This is a genomic window from Paenibacillus sp. WG02 (assembly GCF_055396115.1).
Genome location: NZ_AP036016.1, coordinates 1,189,961 through 1,208,455, shown reverse-complemented (window position 1 = coordinate 1,208,455; position 18,495 = coordinate 1,189,961). Strand labels below are relative to the sequence as shown.

At 45.3% G+C, this 18,495-nt stretch carries 13 protein-coding genes; 3 read left to right on the top strand and 10 right to left on the bottom strand.

What is annotated here, in order from left to right:
- Nucleotides 1–16: 16 nt before the first annotated feature.
- From ACBP55_RS05805 to ACBP55_RS05795, 3 genes are all read right to left on the bottom strand, one after another.
- Nucleotides 17–847 (bottom strand): carbohydrate ABC transporter permease, encoded by an 831-nt coding sequence (locus ACBP55_RS05805; protein WP_464650438.1) that lies wholly within the window; start codon nucleotides 845–847, stop codon nucleotides 17–19.
- Nucleotides 848–899: 52 nt separating this feature from the next.
- The gene (locus ACBP55_RS05800; RefSeq protein WP_464650436.1) at nucleotides 900–1,727 is read right to left on the bottom strand and encodes a carbohydrate ABC transporter permease; all 828 of its coding nucleotides are present in this window, start codon (nucleotides 1,725–1,727) and stop codon (nucleotides 900–902) included.
- Nucleotides 1,728–1,800: 73 nt separating this feature from the next.
- A complete protein-coding gene (locus ACBP55_RS05795; protein WP_464650434.1) occupies nucleotides 1,801–3,144 on the bottom strand; it encodes an ABC transporter substrate-binding protein in 1,344 nt (447 codons plus the stop codon).
- Nucleotides 3,145–3,330: 186 nt separating this feature from the next.
- Between ACBP55_RS05795 and ACBP55_RS05790 the strand changes: the two genes are divergently transcribed.
- Together ACBP55_RS05790 and ACBP55_RS05785 are read left to right on the top strand one after the other, a co-directional pair.
- Nucleotides 3,331–5,148: a histidine kinase gene (locus ACBP55_RS05790; RefSeq protein ID WP_464650432.1), complete on the top strand. Its 1,818-nt coding sequence runs from the start codon at nucleotides 3,331–3,333 to the stop codon at nucleotides 5,146–5,148.
- Complete coding sequence (locus ACBP55_RS05785) at nucleotides 5,141–6,634, top strand: response regulator transcription factor (RefSeq protein WP_464650430.1); 1,494 nt, start codon at nucleotides 5,141–5,143, stop codon at nucleotides 6,632–6,634. Before ACBP55_RS05790 ends, ACBP55_RS05785 begins: the two co-directional genes overlap by 8 nt.
- Here the strand turns inward: ACBP55_RS05785 and ACBP55_RS05780 are convergent.
- The 6 genes from ACBP55_RS05780 to ACBP55_RS05755 form a co-directional block, all read right to left on the bottom strand.
- Entirely contained in the window at nucleotides 6,582–7,385 is an 804-nt protein-coding gene (locus tag ACBP55_RS05780) for an SMP-30/gluconolactonase/LRE family protein (protein ID WP_464650429.1), read from the bottom strand. The two genes, ACBP55_RS05785 and ACBP55_RS05780, sit on opposite strands and share 53 nt — an antisense overlap.
- A 20-nt stretch (nucleotides 7,386–7,405) precedes the next feature.
- Nucleotides 7,406–8,173, bottom strand: coding sequence for an SDR family NAD(P)-dependent oxidoreductase (locus ACBP55_RS05775; RefSeq protein ID WP_464650428.1), 768 nt, complete (start codon nucleotides 8,171–8,173; stop codon nucleotides 7,406–7,408).
- Between the two features lie 32 nt (nucleotides 8,174–8,205).
- Nucleotides 8,206–9,072 (bottom strand): fumarylacetoacetate hydrolase family protein, encoded by an 867-nt coding sequence (locus ACBP55_RS05770; RefSeq protein WP_464650426.1) that lies wholly within the window; start codon nucleotides 9,070–9,072, stop codon nucleotides 8,206–8,208.
- 38 nt (nucleotides 9,073–9,110) lie between these two features.
- Entirely contained in the window at nucleotides 9,111–10,112 is a 1,002-nt protein-coding gene (locus ACBP55_RS05765; protein WP_464650424.1) for a zinc-dependent alcohol dehydrogenase, read from the bottom strand.
- Between the two features lie 17 nt (nucleotides 10,113–10,129).
- Complete coding sequence (locus tag ACBP55_RS05760) at nucleotides 10,130–11,278, bottom strand: mandelate racemase/muconate lactonizing enzyme family protein (RefSeq protein ID WP_464650423.1); 1,149 nt, start codon at nucleotides 11,276–11,278, stop codon at nucleotides 10,130–10,132.
- Nucleotides 11,279–11,408: 130 nt separating this feature from the next.
- Nucleotides 11,409–12,050, bottom strand: coding sequence for a GntR family transcriptional regulator (locus tag ACBP55_RS05755; RefSeq protein WP_464650421.1), 642 nt, complete (start codon nucleotides 12,048–12,050; stop codon nucleotides 11,409–11,411).
- Between the two features lie 88 nt (nucleotides 12,051–12,138).
- Between ACBP55_RS05755 and ACBP55_RS05750 the strand changes: the two genes are divergently transcribed.
- Nucleotides 12,139–12,780 (top strand): GntR family transcriptional regulator, encoded by a 642-nt coding sequence (locus tag ACBP55_RS05750; RefSeq protein ID WP_464650419.1) that lies wholly within the window; start codon nucleotides 12,139–12,141, stop codon nucleotides 12,778–12,780.
- A gap of 693 nt (nucleotides 12,781–13,473) precedes the next feature.
- Here ACBP55_RS05750 and ACBP55_RS05745 read toward each other — a convergent pair.
- Entirely contained in the window at nucleotides 13,474–18,486 is a 5,013-nt protein-coding gene (locus tag ACBP55_RS05745; RefSeq protein WP_464650417.1) for an OmpL47-type beta-barrel domain-containing protein, read from the bottom strand.
- Nucleotides 18,487–18,495: the final 9 nt, after the last annotated feature.

Below are 18,495 nucleotides of genomic sequence, written 5' to 3'. Positions count from 1 at the left end.
GATTCAATTTCTGGCTCTACCCCTTTACTGCTCCTGCGGTAAGGCCTTCAACGATGTATTTTTGAGCAAGGGCATAGACCACAACCATCGGCAGCAGAGCAATCGTCATGCTCGCGAAAACAAGATTCCATTCGGTGCTGTGCTGAGACACATTCTTGTAAAGCCACATCGTAATCGGATAATGAGTGGAAGTGCGCATGTAGTAAAGCGGCGTCTGAAAATCATTCCAGATCCCGATGGCAACAAATACCCCGAGTGTAACTGCGACAGGCTTTAATAATGGCACAATAATAGAGAAAAAGGTGCGGGACGCGCTGCTGCCATCGACAAAAGCCGCTTCATCTAAGGCGATCGGAATATTTCTAATGAAGCCGGTCATCATAAAAATCGAAAACGGAATCGACGCACACACATAAATCAGAATAGCACCTATAAAAGTGTCCATTAAATGCAAATTTTGCATCACACGAATTTGTGTAATGATAAAAGGAGGGAGAATCAAGCCGGCAATAAATGTGTAATAGATTAGAATTGTCAGTTTGCTTACCCGCCGAGCGAGCAAATAGGCACACATGGCGTTAATGAGCAGCGATATGGCAACGCCAATCGAGGTATAGGCAATCCCATTGAAGATGCTGTGGATAAAAGCGCCGTTGCCGAGTAAGCTCTGAAAGTTGCTGAATACCCATATCGACGGAAAAGTGAAGCTGAGTTCCGCCGCTTCGCGGCCATTCTTGAACGCACCGAGCAGAATAAGCAGCAGCGGGATCATTATGAGCAAAGTACAGATAAAAATAAGCACCTCTGAGATCCAACGTCCACCCGATTTCAGAAAGGAAATATTCATTAGTGCTGTACCTCCCGTTTTCGCAATGTAGGCAGAACAAGCAATGTGATGGCTAAAATGATAATGAATAAAACAACGTTAGCTGCGACGCCATATCCAAATCTACCCGAGGCAAGCTGTTTATAAATATAGGTGAGGAATACCTCTGTTGCCGAACCGGGCCGCCTCCGGTTGTCACATAAACCAAATCAAACGTTTTTAAAGAGCCAATCATCGATAGAATGAAATTAACGGTTATAGCGGGTCCGACTAAAGGGAGAATGATATGGTAAATCCGTTGGAATCCATTGGCGCCTTCAACTTTGGCCGATTCAATTAATTCCTGAGGAATGTTTTGCAAGCCCGCAATATAGATGGACATACTGAAGCCTGTCCATTGCCATAAATTGATGAAGATCAACGCCGTCATGGCTTTATCTGGTTCGCCTAACCATCCTTTTACCCAAACGCCTAATCCGAGCCAAGTCAGCATTTCATTAAACAAACCATGTGTGTCAAGTATCGCCGTAAAGGCATAGCCAATGACCAATGGACTCAGAATACAAGGCAAGAATAAAATGGTTCTTGCCCAATTACGTACAACCAGCTTTTTCATCATGAGTAGAGCTAAGAAAAAGGCTAATATATTTTGGAGAATAACGGTTGAAAATGCAAAGTAGAACGTATTTTTCAAGATCAGCGTTAAATCAGCACCTTCTTTAAATAAAAGCTGAAAATTTTCCAATCCGCTAAATCGGATGTTCTTGTTGTAAAGATTCCAATCCGTGAATCCATAAAACATACCGCTCAATAGAGGATAAAGGGCAAAAATAAAGTAGATCGTGAATGCCGGTACGATAAACATTAGCGGATATTTCATGGACATACCGCTCGATTTCATAGAGTCCCACTCCTTCCGTAGGTGAAGAAGGTTGACGTTTCCATCAACCTTCTTTTTCGTGTTTCAACTGTGTTTAGAAGCCCGGGACGTTTTGACTTTTTGCAGTCGTGTCAAGAATAGTTTGAATTTTCTTGGCGACATCCTCCGGTTTTTGTCCTGCGATAGCATCCTGCAGACTATTTTCAAATCCAGCAAAGTTTACAACAAGTGAATCTTTAAAGTTCAAAATAACCTGACCATTCTTTACATATTCGTTTCCGTCTGTACTAATTGCAGATAATTGGTTCGTTACACCCTTGTATACAGGGATGGAGGGATTAGCATCATAGAACAATTTCAAACCTTCAGGGGATGCCACAAATTGCAGGAACTTCTTAGCTTCCTCAACATGCTTGCTCTTATTGAATACCATTAGACCGCCGGTGGCAAAGGTAGAGACAACCGGTTTATCTGCGGCCAAAGGATTAGCAAACAAGCCTATTTTTGCATCAGGAAACTTTTTAGCAAAATCGCCGTTTAAAAAAGTCGCCATTTCCCACATCGCTGCTTTACCAGTTGAGACCTTCTCCATCGCAGATTCAACCGTGGTGGAGAGCGCATCGCTATTCATATAGCCTTTTGTCTTCAATTCATTCATATCCGCGAGCATTTGAACGAAAGCTGGGGTTTTATCAAAGGTGGTTTTATGCGAATTGATATCGCTAATCCAATTTTTGTTTGCCGCTACATATGCGCTGAATGAATCAAACGCCATCAGTTGTGTGGACCAAGCGTCCTTCGCTCCCATCACATAAGGAATCAGGCCAGCAGCTTTGATTTTTTCGCTAATTGCATAAAACTCTTGTTTATTTGTTGGAATCTTCAGTCCAAGCTTCGTGAATACATCTTTATTGTAAATGACTCCGCCGACATCCAAGCCTCCAAGAAGAACAGAGTATACTTTACCGTTGAATTTCGTCCAATCCTCCACGCCGGAAACCAGCTGTTGATTCAAATTCAAACCGCCTAAATCCACTAAAGTCTCTTCAGACTTCAAGGATTTATAGCTCGGATCGCCCGTATGGAAATAAGTAAGATCCGGAAAATCTGCCGTTGCGATACGAACAGGAATCACTTCTTCAAACTTGGGCACTGCATCGATTTGAATTTTGATATTCGGATTTTTCTTTTGGAAAGCATCAATAATTTCAAGCAATCCCTTGTTTCCGCCCCAGGTTGGATCACTTGAGGTAAAAAGCTTTAACGTGACGGGCTGAGCATTCTTGGCAGGCGCTTCAGTTGCTTTTTCTGTGGCCTTTGTGGTGGGAGCCGTGCTTTCCGTGCTGGTGCTTGTTTTGGTGCCCGACGAACATGCAGATAATACGACTAAAGTTACAGCCATGAGTAGAAAACTTATACGTTTTGCAGCTTTTTTCATTGTTAGAGCCCCTCTCGAATCGTTGTATGATGTGGATTCACCTTTAGATTACTTAATATTGCCCTACTTGCAAATAGAGAAAGCATACTTGTTTCACATGTAAAATACATACCATTGTCGCACCCTGATGTTAGCCCTTATAATAAGTTAAGTTCATTCCGGTCGTTGGAGATAGGGGGAAGCAAGATGAGTCGGATGAGTATACGAATGCGGCTGTTTCTATCCTTTACGTTAATGAACTCTTTGATCATTTCCATGCTCAGCTTTTTCTATTATCAGCATACCTCACAAGCGGTATGGACGAATACGATTCAAGTTACGCATCAAGCACTGCTCGAGCAAGCAGCTACATTAGATAAAATGATTCAGGACATGGATCGAATCTCAACTCAGGTTACCTTTAACCCCGACTTTTTGAGCTACTTCAATAACCCGGTTTCACTGGATGGAGAAAGCATCGAGTCCCTATCTGTTCGTAGAAAATTAGAGCAGATTCTGGAATCGTTTAATGGTCCCAGTTTTACCACAAGCCAAATCAACGTATTTAATACACAAGTTGATATCGTGAGTGTTGGGCTTTATACCTCTGGAAACTTGACTCAACAAAATCTGAATCAGACGTTTCCATGGATCGAAGCCATAGCAGCGAAAAAAGGAGAACGCACCATAATCCCCCCTCATGTGACAGACTGGTATATTAACAAACCTTTTATATTCTCTCTTTGCCGTACACTCCCTGTAGCAAAGGCGAAAGGCCCTGCAATTGTTGAGGTGCAGCAGCCTTATATTAAGCTGAAGGACTTGGTTGAGAAAATCCCATTTCCTACCGTTGAAGTGTACATCTATAATGATGAAGGTAAACTGATGTATCCCTTAAATCAAAACGATCCATCGGATAAGCTGCCTTTTAATCGCGAAGATGCAGTACCTTCCGGTTCGGAACAGATTTTAGATAAAACGATCAATAAAAGCTTTATCAGCTTAAATCGTTCCTCCTACAGCGGCTTAACACTGGCCTATGTGCAGCCTACGGAGCAATTTTTGCTGCCCATCAAAAAGCTGCAATACACCACCCTCGCGGTTATTCTTGCGGTTGAGCTGATTTCCATTATATTGTCTTATTGGGTAGCGGCAGCGTTAAGTTCGCCTGTAAGGCTTCTTACCAAGTATGTCAAAAAGCTCGATTACGAGAGCTTGGCCGGACCGTCTCCACAAGGGTATCTTAAGCTAAGCGGGGAAATGTATGATTTGGGCCAGGCCTTTGACACGATGAAAAATCGTTTGAGCGATTCCGTTTCCACGATCATTGAATCTCAAAAGCGCGAAAATGAAGCCTATATGCAAGCCATGCAAGCTCAAATGAATCCGCATTTTTTATTTAATACGCTGTATTCCATCGGTAATATGGCGGAAGAGTCAGGTGCGACGGCGTTTGCGGAAATGTGCTATAAATTGATTTCAATGATGCGTTACATCACACAGCCCGTAGAGGAATCGAGTACCCTCGAAAAAGAACTGGCATACACGTTGGCTTATTTGGATCTGATGAAATTGCGGTATGAGAGCAGTTTTGCATTTCAGGTTCATCTGGATCCCGCATTGAAGGATAAAGCCATTCCTAAATTAACCATCCAACCCATCATCGAAAATGCGTTTAAACACGCCTTTCATCTTGTCCCTCCGCCATGGGATCTTTCTATTATTGTTGAGCAGGCATTGGACGCATCCGACTCGTGGTCGATTACGATAGAGGATAACGGAAGCGGAGTTGACGCTTCTATACTTGTGCATTTAAGAGAATTGGCGGAAAAAATCCGCAAAGGCCAAACCAAAGAGATGAATCAGCTTAGCAAAAAGTCTTTAGGCGGCATGGGGTTAATGAACACCTTAGCAAGAATTAGATTATTTTACGGCAATCGTGTTAGGATCACATTGGATAATTTGCAACCGGGCATGAGAATTGTCATTCAAATCGGAGAAAAGGAGGGGCAATTCGATGTTTAGATTAATTATTGTGGAAGATGAGCCTCCTATTCTTCGAAACATAAGAGAGCGAATTAAAGCCGTGGATTTGGATTTCAAAATCGTTGGAGAATACTCTAATGGTGAAGACGCTCTATTGGAAATTGAAATCCTTAAACCGCATGTGGTGTTGTCCGACATTCGCATGCCTGTCATGGATGGTATCGCATTTATCGAAAAGCTAAAGCTGAACCATCCCGAAATACAATGCGCATTTCTTAGCGGTTATCAGGATTTTGAATACGCGAGACAGGCGATGATGCTGGGGGTCCAGGATTATCTATTAAAGCCGGCGACAACAGACACAATTCGAGTCTTCTTGCAAAAAATGAAAAAAAACCTTACCGAGAATCAACGCTTTGTGGAAGCGGAGCTTCTTCGTGCATGGGCATCTTCACAATCCTCAATGATCGTAGAGCATACATCTATGGAACAAGAATATTTTTACCATCCCGTCTACATTACATGCTACGTATGGAACAAGCATCCATTTTCTTCGCAGGAGCAAGCAGAATTTTCAACCCTATTCCAGAATTTGTTGTCAGACGGAGAGAAATATTACTCATTTTCTAATATTTTGGGCAATGAGTGGATTTGTGTTCTCGGTGTCTATCAGTTATCTGCGCAGCGAATACAGCAATGGCAGGAAAAACTCGAAAATGCATTTACTATGCAAGTCTCCAGTGTCTTACTGCCTACTATGAAGCTCAAACATCAACTCAAGGAACTTTTGGAGAAAGCGCGCACTTCCGCTAAGCTCATTAATCGGATCGGCCTCTCCACGGTAAGGTTTGTGAATGAGACTGAGGGTCAGCCTGTTGAATTACCTCCTGTCATGCCGGAAGAAGATCATCGTTATCTCATTTCTTTCTTTGAGAATAAAAGAAAACAAGAGTTCCTTAGCGAATTAACCAACTATATTCGTCAAATCAATCTTTCCTCAATCACACGCGGTCAATGGGTACAATCCCTGAGGCTGCTTCTGAATACCTTATGGCTTAAGGCTTCCATGGCTAAGGAACAGCTATTGGTCATGCAGGGGGATATAGAGAATGTCATTTGGCAAGCTGATTCCATCACAGATCTGGAAACCAATTTGAATCAATTGTTTGCTTCCCTTTTTCAGGATGCCCTTCCAGAGCCGGAGGCTTCATGGGTTGAAGATATGGAACAATACTTGCATTTGCATTACGCCGAAAATATTACTTTGCACTCCTTATCCGAACGTTATCACTTAAATGCGTTGTACTTAAGCAGAGTATTTACTCGTAAAAGAAACCTTTCTCCCACGGATTACTTAATTCAACTTCGAATGTTGGAAGCCCAGCGATTAATTAGGGAATATCCACGGTTGTTGTTTAAAGAAATCGCCGTTCAAGTTGGCTATACCGATCCTTACTACTTCAGTAAGCTCTTTAAACAGTACTTCGGAGTAACCTTAACCGAATACAAAAATAGTCTCTCCTAATCGTGGAATAATAGCGTTGGATCTCGTGATCATCCAACGCTATTAACACGTTCGCATTCAACCCATATATTCGTAAGCAGGGGGGGTTCCATCTGGATACCTCCCATCCCCCCCACTCAGCAATCCAAAGCATTCCCTCCTGGTCAATCGTCATACCATCAGGAATCCCCTTCTTATGTGACAAATCAATGATTGTTCTGCCATTTTCAATGCCTCCTGTTTCCACATCATAATCGAATCCAATAACCTTGCGGGTAGGGGAATCAATAAAATACATCGTATGATTAGAGTTACCCCATGCCAACCCATTGGATATATGGATGTTATCGCGTATTTTATGGCAAGTATGGTCTTTATCCAAACGGTACAAGGCCCCTTTACCTTCTTGCTCTTGGATATCCATGGTCCCTGCCCAAAATCGTCCCTTCGGATCACACTTCCCATCATTAAATCGGTTTGAAACGATATGATATTCAGGATCACAAATTGAATCCAGCGTTTCACTCTCCAAATCCAAATGAAAAAAGCCATTCTTTAATACCACTGTCACGTCACCTGTGTGTCTAGGCACAACTGCTCCAATGAACTGACCCAGGTGAATACTCCGATTCGTATTCTTTAACGGATCATAGAGGAATAAATTCCCGTTTAAGATATCAACCCAATAGAGAACTCGTTTTCTTGCATCCCAGCATGGACCTTCCCCTAATGCGGCTTTTGCATCAACCAGCAATTCCAACCGTTCATTCATTCAAACCCTCCCTCGCTCCGTTACAATTCGGCTGTCATTCCGCCGTCAGAAACCAAGGTGGCTCCGGTCATAAATGAATTTTGTTGGCTTGCCGCAAATAGGATAACTGCCGCAATCTCTTCCGGGGTTCCCACTCGGCCCATGGGTTGGGACTCATTCCAGCTTTGCATAATCTGATCTCTGGGTGTATCCAGGTTCTTAATGCTTGATTCAAGCATAGGCGTGTGGACAGCCCCTGGGAGAACCGTATTCACTCTAATATTTTGCTTGGCAAAATCGAGCGCAATAGCACGAGTTAACGACACAATCCCGCCTTTGGAAGCAGCATAAGCCGAATAGCCTTCCAAAGTGCCGATGGCATGGACGGAACTTACATTGACGATATTGCCTCCGCCGGCTTGCAGCATATGCGGAATGACTTCTTTGCAAAATAAAAATACAGAGGTCAGGTTGCTTGCAATCACGTTATTCCATTGCTCTAAGCTTAATTCCGTCAATCGTACCTGCGGGCAAACAGCCGCACTATTTACCAGAACGTCAATTTTCCCGAATCTGTTCATGGTCTCAGCGACAACTCTCTGGATATCCGCTTCTGAGGAGACGTCACCCTGAAGCGCAATTGCTTCAAAGCCCTCATTGGTAATTTCTTCGGCAGCATCTTTCCCTTTTTGTGCCGTTCGGTTTACGATAACAACACGGGCTCCTTCTCTAGCAGCTTGCCGACAAACGGCTTGGCCAATGCCGCTGCCTCCACCCGTTACAATCATTACTTTACCTTGCCAACTCATAGCGTATTCCCTCCGATTGATATACGAGAGTACTAGTTTCTGGATATGAACTGGTTACGCAACGTGCCAATCCCTTCAATTGCAGCTTCTGTAACATCACCATGCTTCAGCCATATCTGCGGTTTTTTCCCCATCCCAACCCCTGGAGGCGTTCCCGTGCTAATGATATCTCCTGGCTGCAACGTAATGGTATTCGATAAGAATGAGATTAAATAAGGAACGTTAAAGATCAGCTCTTTCGTATTCGATTGTTGCATGACGTTACCGTTCAAGGTCAAGGAGATGGACAATTGATGCGGATTAGGGATTTCATCAGCTGTTACGATCCATGGGCCTACTGGAGCAAACGTATCGATCGTCTTGCCACGAGTCCACTGCGGTTCATTCAATTGAATATCCCTTGCGCTTACATCGTTCAAAACCGTATAACCAAACACATAATCCATCGCTTCTTCTAGTGGAACCTGTTTGGCTGTTTTTCCGATTACAACAGCTAATTCAACTTCGTAATCACACTGCTCAACCTCTTCAGGGATGATGACAGGGTCATCATTTCCAACGATACAGTTATTATATTTGGGGAAGAGTACAGGCTTCTTTGGTACCTCCATCTTTGATTCTATCACGTGATCATAATAATTCAGTCCGATGCAAATGATTTTCTCTGGATCGGTTAAAGGTGACAGCAGTTTTACAGTATCCAGTTCGTAAGTCTCTTTTGCGTGTTGGATTTGCTGCTCGATTTCCTTATTGTCGATTGCCGAAGTGGAAAGACTGCGGATAAAGTCTCGCATATTCCCATGTACATTCAGTTGAATAATGGTCCTCTCACTGATTAAAACCCCAACATGTACAGTCTTATTGGGATCTAACAAATGACAAAATTGAAGCAGCTTCATAGTATCCTCCCGATTCAATCATAGATTCTATCTTAAACTCAATAATATTTTTGCAACTTTTCCGGACCGGAGATTAATTTCTCAAAGCAAGCGCTTCCTTCTTCAAGCGGAGCCACCTCTGTCCAAGGCGTTAAGTTCACTCTTCCTTCACCAATCCATCTCAGTGCAACCTCGAAATCATTCGGGGCATAGGCAAAAGCTCCTGTCATTTGGACTTCGTTACGAATCACATGATTAATCGGAAGCCTGCTGTCTGCTTCGTGCAAACCAGTGAAAATGATTCGTCCACCTGGTCGAACGGCCTCTATACACTTTGTTCGGGTTACTTCCATCCCTACTGCATCGACTGCGGCGTCAAACCCATCATTCCTGACGGAATCGCCCAACTTTTCTACACCGGTTACTGCAATTCCTCCAAGCTCTTGTGCGATTTCCAATCTGGACGTATTCAGATCGACAATTACAATATCACGAAGCCCATAAACTTGAGCTGCCTGAAGAGTAAACAAGCCAATGGGGCCTGCTCCAAAAATAATCAAGCGATCCGTAGGAGATAGCTGCAGCAAACGGCAAACATGCACCGCGCATGCAAAAGGTTCGACAAACGTGCCCTCCTCCAGGGAGATATGATCGTCCAGCTTGTATGTGCTCGCTTCCGGAACAACAACAAACTCAGCAAAAGCGCCTGGCTTATGTGCGCCAAGCAATTTTCTTTCCTTGCATAGCTGGGCCGAGCCTGATCGGCAATAATAGCACCCCCCGCAGGAAATAAGCGGATTCGCAGTAACCCTGTCGCCCTTCGTAAACTGGGTTGCACCACTTCCCGTCGCTTCTATAATTCCCGAAAACTCATGCCCCATAATAAGCGGTGGTTTACGCAATGAATTATGACCCAAATATCCACTTAATTCAGAACCGCAAATACCTGCTTTCTCCACGCGTATTAACACTTCTCCTGCGCCAAGAGTTGGAACCTCCACCTCTCGAATCACCATGTTACGCGGACCCTCATATACGAATGCTTTCATCTTTTCAGCCATTTCCCATCCCTCCATGGTTAGTCATTTCTTTCCCGCCGTTCCCAGCCCTGTTTAAAAAGCGGAAGCCAATTCCCTACATGATAAGGATGCTTTTGCAGTTCCTCTAAATTCAATTCAACGCCCAATCCAGGAAGTTCAGGCGGTTGCAAATAACCATTCTCTACCTTCAAAGCGGGCAGCAAGACGTGTTCTTCCCAAGGCTCATTAAACTCATCAAAAATTTCGTGAAGATAGAAATTTGGCGTAGCCATATTCAAATGGGAGCATACCACAGAGCAAACCGGTCCTTGTGCACTATGCGGAGCAGTAACACCGTTAAACGCATGGACCATCCCGCAAATTTGTTTGGAAGCAGAAATACCTAGAAATTGCGGCTCCAGCTGAATAATATGCACCGCATCATGCTGCAGCAGCTCGGCGAATTGCTCCCGCGAATAGTAATCTTCTCCGCAGGCAACAGGTACCGGACTTCGTTTTGCTACCTCGACCATGGATGCTACGCGATGTGGCGGAACAGGCGCTTCAAACCAGGTTGGTTTATATGGCATCATGGCTTCCGCAAACTGTAAAGCCGTATGAACTGAAAAACGATTGTGCCCTTCGATGAGAATATCTACGCTCGGACCAACAGCTTCTCGTACGGCTGCAATATTGCGCAGAGCCAGTTCAAAGTCGTCCCGCTCCACTGTTCTCCACGCTGCCCCGAAAGGATCAAACTTTAAAGCCGTATAGCCTTTTTCGACGACAATCTTAGCCTTCTCATAAAAATTTTCCGGCGATCTTGGCCCACGGTACCATCCATTTGCATAACAACGCAGTTTATCGTGGCAGCGACCTCCCAATAATTTATATAACGGCAGATTTGCTGCCTTACCCATGATATCCCAACATGCTGTCTCGATAGCTGCCAATGCGGAGCCTTGTATTTGACCACCATCTGAAAATACGTCTCGTGTCATTCGCAAGCCGATGGTTTCGACGTCATAGGGATTCATGCCGATGACCAAATGCTTTAATTCATGAATGGCAGCCTCTACCGTTTTGGCAAATCCGTTTAGGGTGCCTTCACCGATACCGGAAATTCCTTCACTCGTTTCCACCTTAACAAACAACCAATTTTTCCACGGATTCCCTAAAATATAGGTCTCGATATTTGTTATTTTCAAGCTATGTACCCCCTCTTACTTTGATGAGATTATCGTAGCATATCGATAAAATATGCTCAATATGTCTAACTTGTATACATTAAATAATTTTGCATAGAATCCCTTCATTAGGATTCCCTTTGTCCAAATCTTACAGCATAATCGTCTTCACATATTCAATATGTTTGGCTACCAAATCTTCCGTAACTCGCGGATCCTCACCCGCCAGGGCTGCTCTTATGGCAAGATGCTCCTCCAAACTCCCCCACAATCGTTCCTTGTTTTTAATAAACGTCGCCCTCACCGCCATTAAAAACTTATCTTGAATTCTTGTCATAACCTCGTTAAATTCTTCATTATCCAAGCCTGAAATGAGCATCTCATGAAATTTTTCATCCAATTCAACATAACGAACGATATCCTCACTACGAATAGCATGGGCCTGTTCATCGAGATTCTGATCAAATAAGTCAAAATGCATCTTACCCAGCTTACCCGTTAACTGCCGTGCAGCAAAAGTTTCCAACGACAGACGAAGCTCGTAAATCTCCAAAACCTTTTTTAACGATACTTCCTGCACAATAATTCCTTGCTTTGGCGAGAGCTTCACAAGACCATTCATCTCTAAACGGTCCAAGGCGGAGCGAATCGGAGTCTTGCTCATTTGCAATATCTCGCTCAAAAACTTTTCCGTTAAAAACGTTCCTCCTGTCCATTCTCCAGACACAATCCGTTGTTTGATTTGATCATAGGCTATATCTTTTAATGTTTTTTCCCGAAATATTGCCGTCATTCCCCTGACTCCTTTCATTTCTTTCTAATGAAAAGAATATGGTATAATTCGAATAGAATCAAGCTACTAGGAAAGGTTTGACGTCATCATGTTACCTTCTTCATTACAAAAAAAAGCCTATGAATCTATCCACAATATGATCATTCAAAATGAACTTTCCAAGGGGGCCGTTACTTCCGAGGTTCACCTAAGCCAGCTGCTCAGCATGAGCCGTACCCCCATTCGCTCAGCGCTTCAGCGTTTGGAGTTGGAAGGTTACTTGCGTATTATTCCTAAACACGGCATTTTAATCTTGGATCAATCCGCACAAAAAGTCGGTGACCTCATTGATCTCATAGCTGCCGTCTTCCTGTTTACACTCACATCCCTGCGCCATTCAAAACAACTGCTCCTTGCTACGTACATAGCAGAACAAGAACGATCTTTCCAAACACTCATCTCAGAACATGCCGCGCATTCCATTGAAACCTCGAAAGCATTGTGTGATTTTGAATTCAGCATGTTTCTTGGGCTTATTGATTTCACTCATAATATGGAGATGAATCATCTCTTTTCCCAAACGGCTAACCGGTTATATTGGCATAGCAATACCAGACGCTGGAACCAACCTCACTTTCATTCTTCAATTACATGTTTTCAAGCGTTTTTTCAAGGTATCCTTAATCCGGAGTTAACGGTTTATGAGGCCATCCATCCCTACATTCAATTATTAAAAAAAACATGGGCTTAGGTAATCTGACAGTCAAGCGTTTGTTCGCATAAAAAAACCTCCGCCGCATGGTGAGGGGAGGTTAAAATATGGCTTTTATTCATTAAATATATTGTCCAACTGATGTTTGACCTTACCCTGATTCCAGATTCCACTCTCAGCTGACCTTCTTCATGATCATCCGATGTGATCCCGATTAATTAATTGCGAAGTGATCGCCCCAACGATCAGAGCATTGCCCTTTCCCAAATCATTATGGAAACAACTCCGTCTTGCAGCATACGAGAGACTACTTGGTTACATTTACTATCATCTTCTCATATAAATTGTACGTCCCGCCATTGGTTCCCCACCACATGTTCATGCTGACTTTAAAGTTGCCGTCACCATCCCAGTTATCATTGGAAAGAACCGATTTTTACGGTGCTGCTTTCGTTACTGTTACCACGTGTGTAGGGCTCGTTGTTGATGGCAGCCAGTGTAACTGTAACCGAATTCACGTACCAGCCATTTTGTCCATCTGGCTGGGCAGGTGAAACGGCCGCTACGAAACCATGTCGTAGCCGCTTTCTGGAATAACGTTTTGCTATACAGCCCCCGTTTTCTTTTCCATATGCTTGAATATCCCTTTACGTGCGCCCATGCGGGTCGCACGTAAAGGGCAGTCGAAGTAATAAGTTCGGCTGCATCCTGCGCCATGAAATTTATGCTGCCTTATAATGCTTGTGCATCCCGAATCAGGTATTTGGCGGCAGCCGTTGAGACGTGTTTCCCACTCTGCGCCTGCACCTCGTTGATGAAAGCACCTAGATTCCCTTCGTCCAGTTTCTTCTGCAAACTGTTTGAAATTCCGCCGTTATCAATCCATCCACTACCCGTAAAACGTGTGACCAATGCCTTTAACGAGGCAATGCTTGTAGTGGTTTGAAATGTCACCGATTGGATCGAACTATTTCCTGCCGTATCAACTGCTGTTACCATCGCTACGTGTGAACCCAGTGACAAGGTATAGAGAGGAATTGTGGTTCCCTGCTGCATGTTTTGACCATCCAAGGTCAAAACAGTCTTACCATTATCAACTCCGGATAAGTCATCCGTAACCGTAAACTGCGGTGTCATGTCATCCGCATCGCTATAAGATTGTGCTGCCGGTGCGGAAATGGAAATCGTGGGAGCTACCCTATCCACGTTGAAGCTAATCATCTGTGATATCTCTACATTTCCTGCATGATCTGTCGACCTATAGCTGAAGGTGTACTTGCTATCCCGATCAAACGTTATTGGTACCATAAAGGTCTGCCATGTGGTTCCGCCATCCAAGCTATACTCTGTCTTCGCCACACCCGACAAATTATCAGTGGCGCCCAGTGTTACCGTGACCGGATTCACGTACCAGCCATTCTGTCCGTCCGGCTGGGCAGGTGACAAGGTCGCTGTTGTGACAGGGGCTGTTTTATCGACATTAATTGTCAATGTGCGTGCAACTTCCACATTACCCGCTTTATCTGTTGAACGGTAGCTCAATACGTTTTGCGCATCTTTATCTAAGGTTAGCAGATTCGCATAAGGCTCCCAAGTCGTTCCGCCATCCAAGCTATACTCTGTCTTCGCCACACCCGACAAATTATCGGTGGCGCCCAGTGTTACCATGACCGGATTCACGTACCAGCCATTCTGTCCGTCCGGCTGTGCAGGTGACAAGGTCGCTGTTGTAACAGGGGCTGTTTTATCGACATTGATAGTCAATGTGCGTGCAACTTCCACATTACCCGCTTTATCTGTTGAACGGTAGCTCAATACATTTTGCGCATCTTTATCTAAGGTTAGCGGATTCGCATAAGGCTCCCAGGTCGTTCCGCCATCCAAGCTATACTCTGTCTTTGCCACACCCGACAAATTATCAGTGGCGCCCAATGTTACCGTGACCGGATTCACGTACCAGCCATTCTGTCCGTCCGGCTGTGCAGGTGACAAGGTCGCAGTCGTAAGGGGGGGCGTATTATCCGCCGTTACCGTTATCGCTATGCTGCCGACGAAGGGACCGTACGATGCTTGAATGATCGCGCTGCCTTCCCCAATCGCCTTCACTGTGCCATAAGTATCCACGGTTACGGTTGATGCATCGGATGAACTCCAAGCAGCCTTGCCGGATAAATCTACAAACCCGCTTGCCGTCAGTCCTCGGGCACCCAGAGTCTGTGTTTGCCCCTTTGTCATACTCGTTTGAACTGCTTCAACAACTAGCCCATTCAACGTCCACACTTTCCCATATTTCGCCGGATTTTTATCACTGCCTATCCCGCTGCTCCACTCAAGCCATCCAAGCCGACCGCTGCCATTATTGTTGTTGACCAACACCGACAGTCGAAGCGGATTTTTCGGATCATGTACATAAGGATACAATTCAGAAGAATTCACATGGATGTAATAGGTCGTTTCATTGGGGACCGTTTGATCTACCTTTAAGGACGCGTACTGTGCTACGCTGTTCCCCGGTGTCCAATTTGTTGGCAAATTGCCGCCAACATAAGGCACCAATTGTTTATAAAGCACGGGACCCTGCGGTGTCAATGCTGCCTGGAATTCCACCTGATCTCCCGTAAAACCCTGTCCGAATGTATCGATTGCGAACTGTACGCTGTCCCCTTTCCAGAAGCTTCCGAGTGGATTATCCTGAACAAATGTCCCATCCTTCACGCGAACGATCAGGTCCAGTCCGCTATCCGAATATCCAGCCGCAAATGAAGCGTCAAAATCCGCTGGTTTCGTCGGCTGGGCTGCTGCTTTATAAGCCCAATTATCGGTAATCCAAACCGCATGGTCAGCGACTTCTAAAGTGGTAGGATTGAAAAGTTGTCCGCTGGTTCCCTTCGACTCAGGGACTACGATATGATTCGTATTACGGTCGAAATCCGAGATCAAAAACGGCTCTGAGATCGGTAGTAGCGCTAATGCTGCGCTATCCGCATTACTTATCCAATATACCTTGCCAGGGTGTACGCTAAGTAGGTTATTGGCACTTTGCGCTTTGCCCTCCCAGTCCGTAACGAGGGTTTCACTCGTGAAAGCAGCCGCTAGACGCGCATCGATCGGAGCATCAGAAGATGCGTCAGACCACAAACCTATGAGCCTGGCTCCGTCATTATCAAGTACAACTGCTTTTTGTCCTCCCTCGAGAACATACTCCCCTTTATAAACGAGCGATTGGCCAGCAAGATCGAGAAAATGGTGGGCTACTGACGCTGCGAGTCTCGGTTCCACTCGCGGCTTTGAACGGAATAAACCCGATGCGTGCGTAAAAGTACCGGTGCTCTTTGCATAAGATAAAGTTTCCATCTCCGATAAATTCAACATATGAAAAAAAGCGATTTTTTGCGTTCCCCATTTGAGCTGCGACAGGAAGTCAACGATCATGCGCTTGGCGATCTCAGATTCCGTAGGCACTGTGCCTGTTACCGAATTCGAATTGACCAGAACCGCATGACTCTCCGAATCGGCCCACTGCTTGGAAGCGATTCCAAAAGCCTGATCTATGCGCTGGAATTCGCGCGGATCTGGCTGGTAACCATGCAGCGAGAGCTTATCAAAATAGGACGCTCCACCCAACCTGAGCACCTCTTTATAAAAGTTCAAATAGTTGCGTCCTGCGAGTCCCCCAATCCATACATCTGAATCCGGCTGCTCCTCTTTAATTGTCTGATACGCAGTTTTCAACAGCTCAACGAAACGTTCCGTCGAATCCAGCCAAAACCCGCTCAACCCTGGCAAGTTTGGCTCATTCCATACTTCCCACGTCTTAATCCGAGTATCGTACCGGGTAACGACGGCACGAACAAAATCTTCCCAGTCCTTCATATCCACAGGAGCATAAGCGGAATATGCCGGGATACTGATATTCACCTGCGTTTGCTCGGGATGCGGCGATGCCCACTGCGGCGTGTATAACAGATTTCCAATCAGATCGAAGCCGTAACTTGACAGCTTGTTGATTTCCTCATCGAATCTCGACCAATTATAAACACCGCGGGACGGTTCAATCGCCCAGCTCGTATCACGGAACTGCGTTCCCCATGGCACTGCATGAATCCGCGCAAAGTGAAATCCCACTAAATCAGCCAGTTTCATGGCATTCTCGCCTTCCGAAAGCTGGTAGCTAAAGCCCATTATCGGCCACCTTTGCGATATTGGCTTCGTTGGACCCTGACTTACTACCAATGAATACCGCTCACGCGAAAACGTAGTCAGATCCGTCTGTGAATATGTATATTTAACGGGCAAATCCGTTAAATCCGTAGAACCGTTCTGTTGATACGCAAAAGCAATTTCGTAATACCCCGGCTCCGAAGGCGTCCAGCTCCAGCCTTGATCGAGAAACGTCTGTCTCGATACAGGCACTTGTGCAATCAATTTATTATCAGAATTGTAAACGCTGCCAAATATAGATTTAGCGGAACTCGGTACTGCTCCGGCGTTCAATTGATACACTACGGGGTCCCCCAGATTCCACCAGCTTGCAAATTTATTGGATTTCAAAGTAAAAACAACGGGTCCCAGCGATTGGTTCGACGCTTCCGCCTTCACATCATCGAAGTAAAGTTTGCCGCTTGCCGGTGTCGCAGCATTTATGCTGGTGGTCGTCAAATTCAGCACAAGCGTGTTGGTGCCTGCCGGAAATTGGCCTCGATCCACGGTAAACGATACCTCCGTCCAATCTGCCAGCGACAACCCCTCCGTCTTATCCGTCGTGTAGGACCCTAAGAACGTCCCGTTATTCTGGAAGGAAACCCACAAACGCGGTTTATTGCCCGAATAATCTGGGGATGCCTTCAACTTGGCTGTAATTCGAAACGATGTCATATTCGAAGGAAGTGTTAGGGGACTCGACACCCATCCCGCGTATCCGCTGCTGACACTGTTTATGAACACCGAGCGCAGACCACCGCTTTTTTCGTTCTCTGTATAATTAGCAGCCGAAACTGGCGGATTGTTCGCGGTTCCGTTCCACCACCAAGTTTTCCAATCTTTTGGACTGTTAACACCATTCGTCACGGTCAATGTCTCGAAGCCCGGATTCGAAACCGGCAGTTGCTGAACAACCGGAATCGGTTCATCCGACGCCTCCACCATCACATCATCGTAGTAAAGTTTGCCGCTTGTTGGAGTCGCCGTATTCAGGCTGGTTGTCGACAAGTTCAGCACAAGCGTGTTGGTGCCAGCCGGAAATTGGCTTCGATCGACGGTAAAGGACACTTCCGTCCAATCCGCAAGTGACAACCCCTCCGTCTGATCCGTCGTGTAGGACCCTAAAAAAGTCCCGTTGTTCTGGAAGGAAACCCACAAACGCGGTTTGTTTCCCGAATAATCTGCCGATGTCTTCATTTTGGCGGTAATTCGAAACGAACTCATATTCGAAGGAAGCGTTATGGGATTCGATACCCACCCCGCGAATCCCGTGCTGACACTGCTGATAAATACGGAGCGCTGCCCTCCGCTTTTCTCATTCTCCGTATAATTCGCTGCCGCAATCGGCGGATTGTTGACGGGCCCGCTCCACCACCACGTCTTCCAGTCTTTCGGACTGTAAACGCCGTTCGTTACAGTCAGCGTCTCGAATCCCGGATTCGAGACCGGCAGCTGCTGTATAACCGCCGCATGAGCGGCGCGTGCTCCAATTACCATAAAAAATAATAGCCCCAAAACACAAACAAATTTCTTATACTTCCCCATAATACCCCT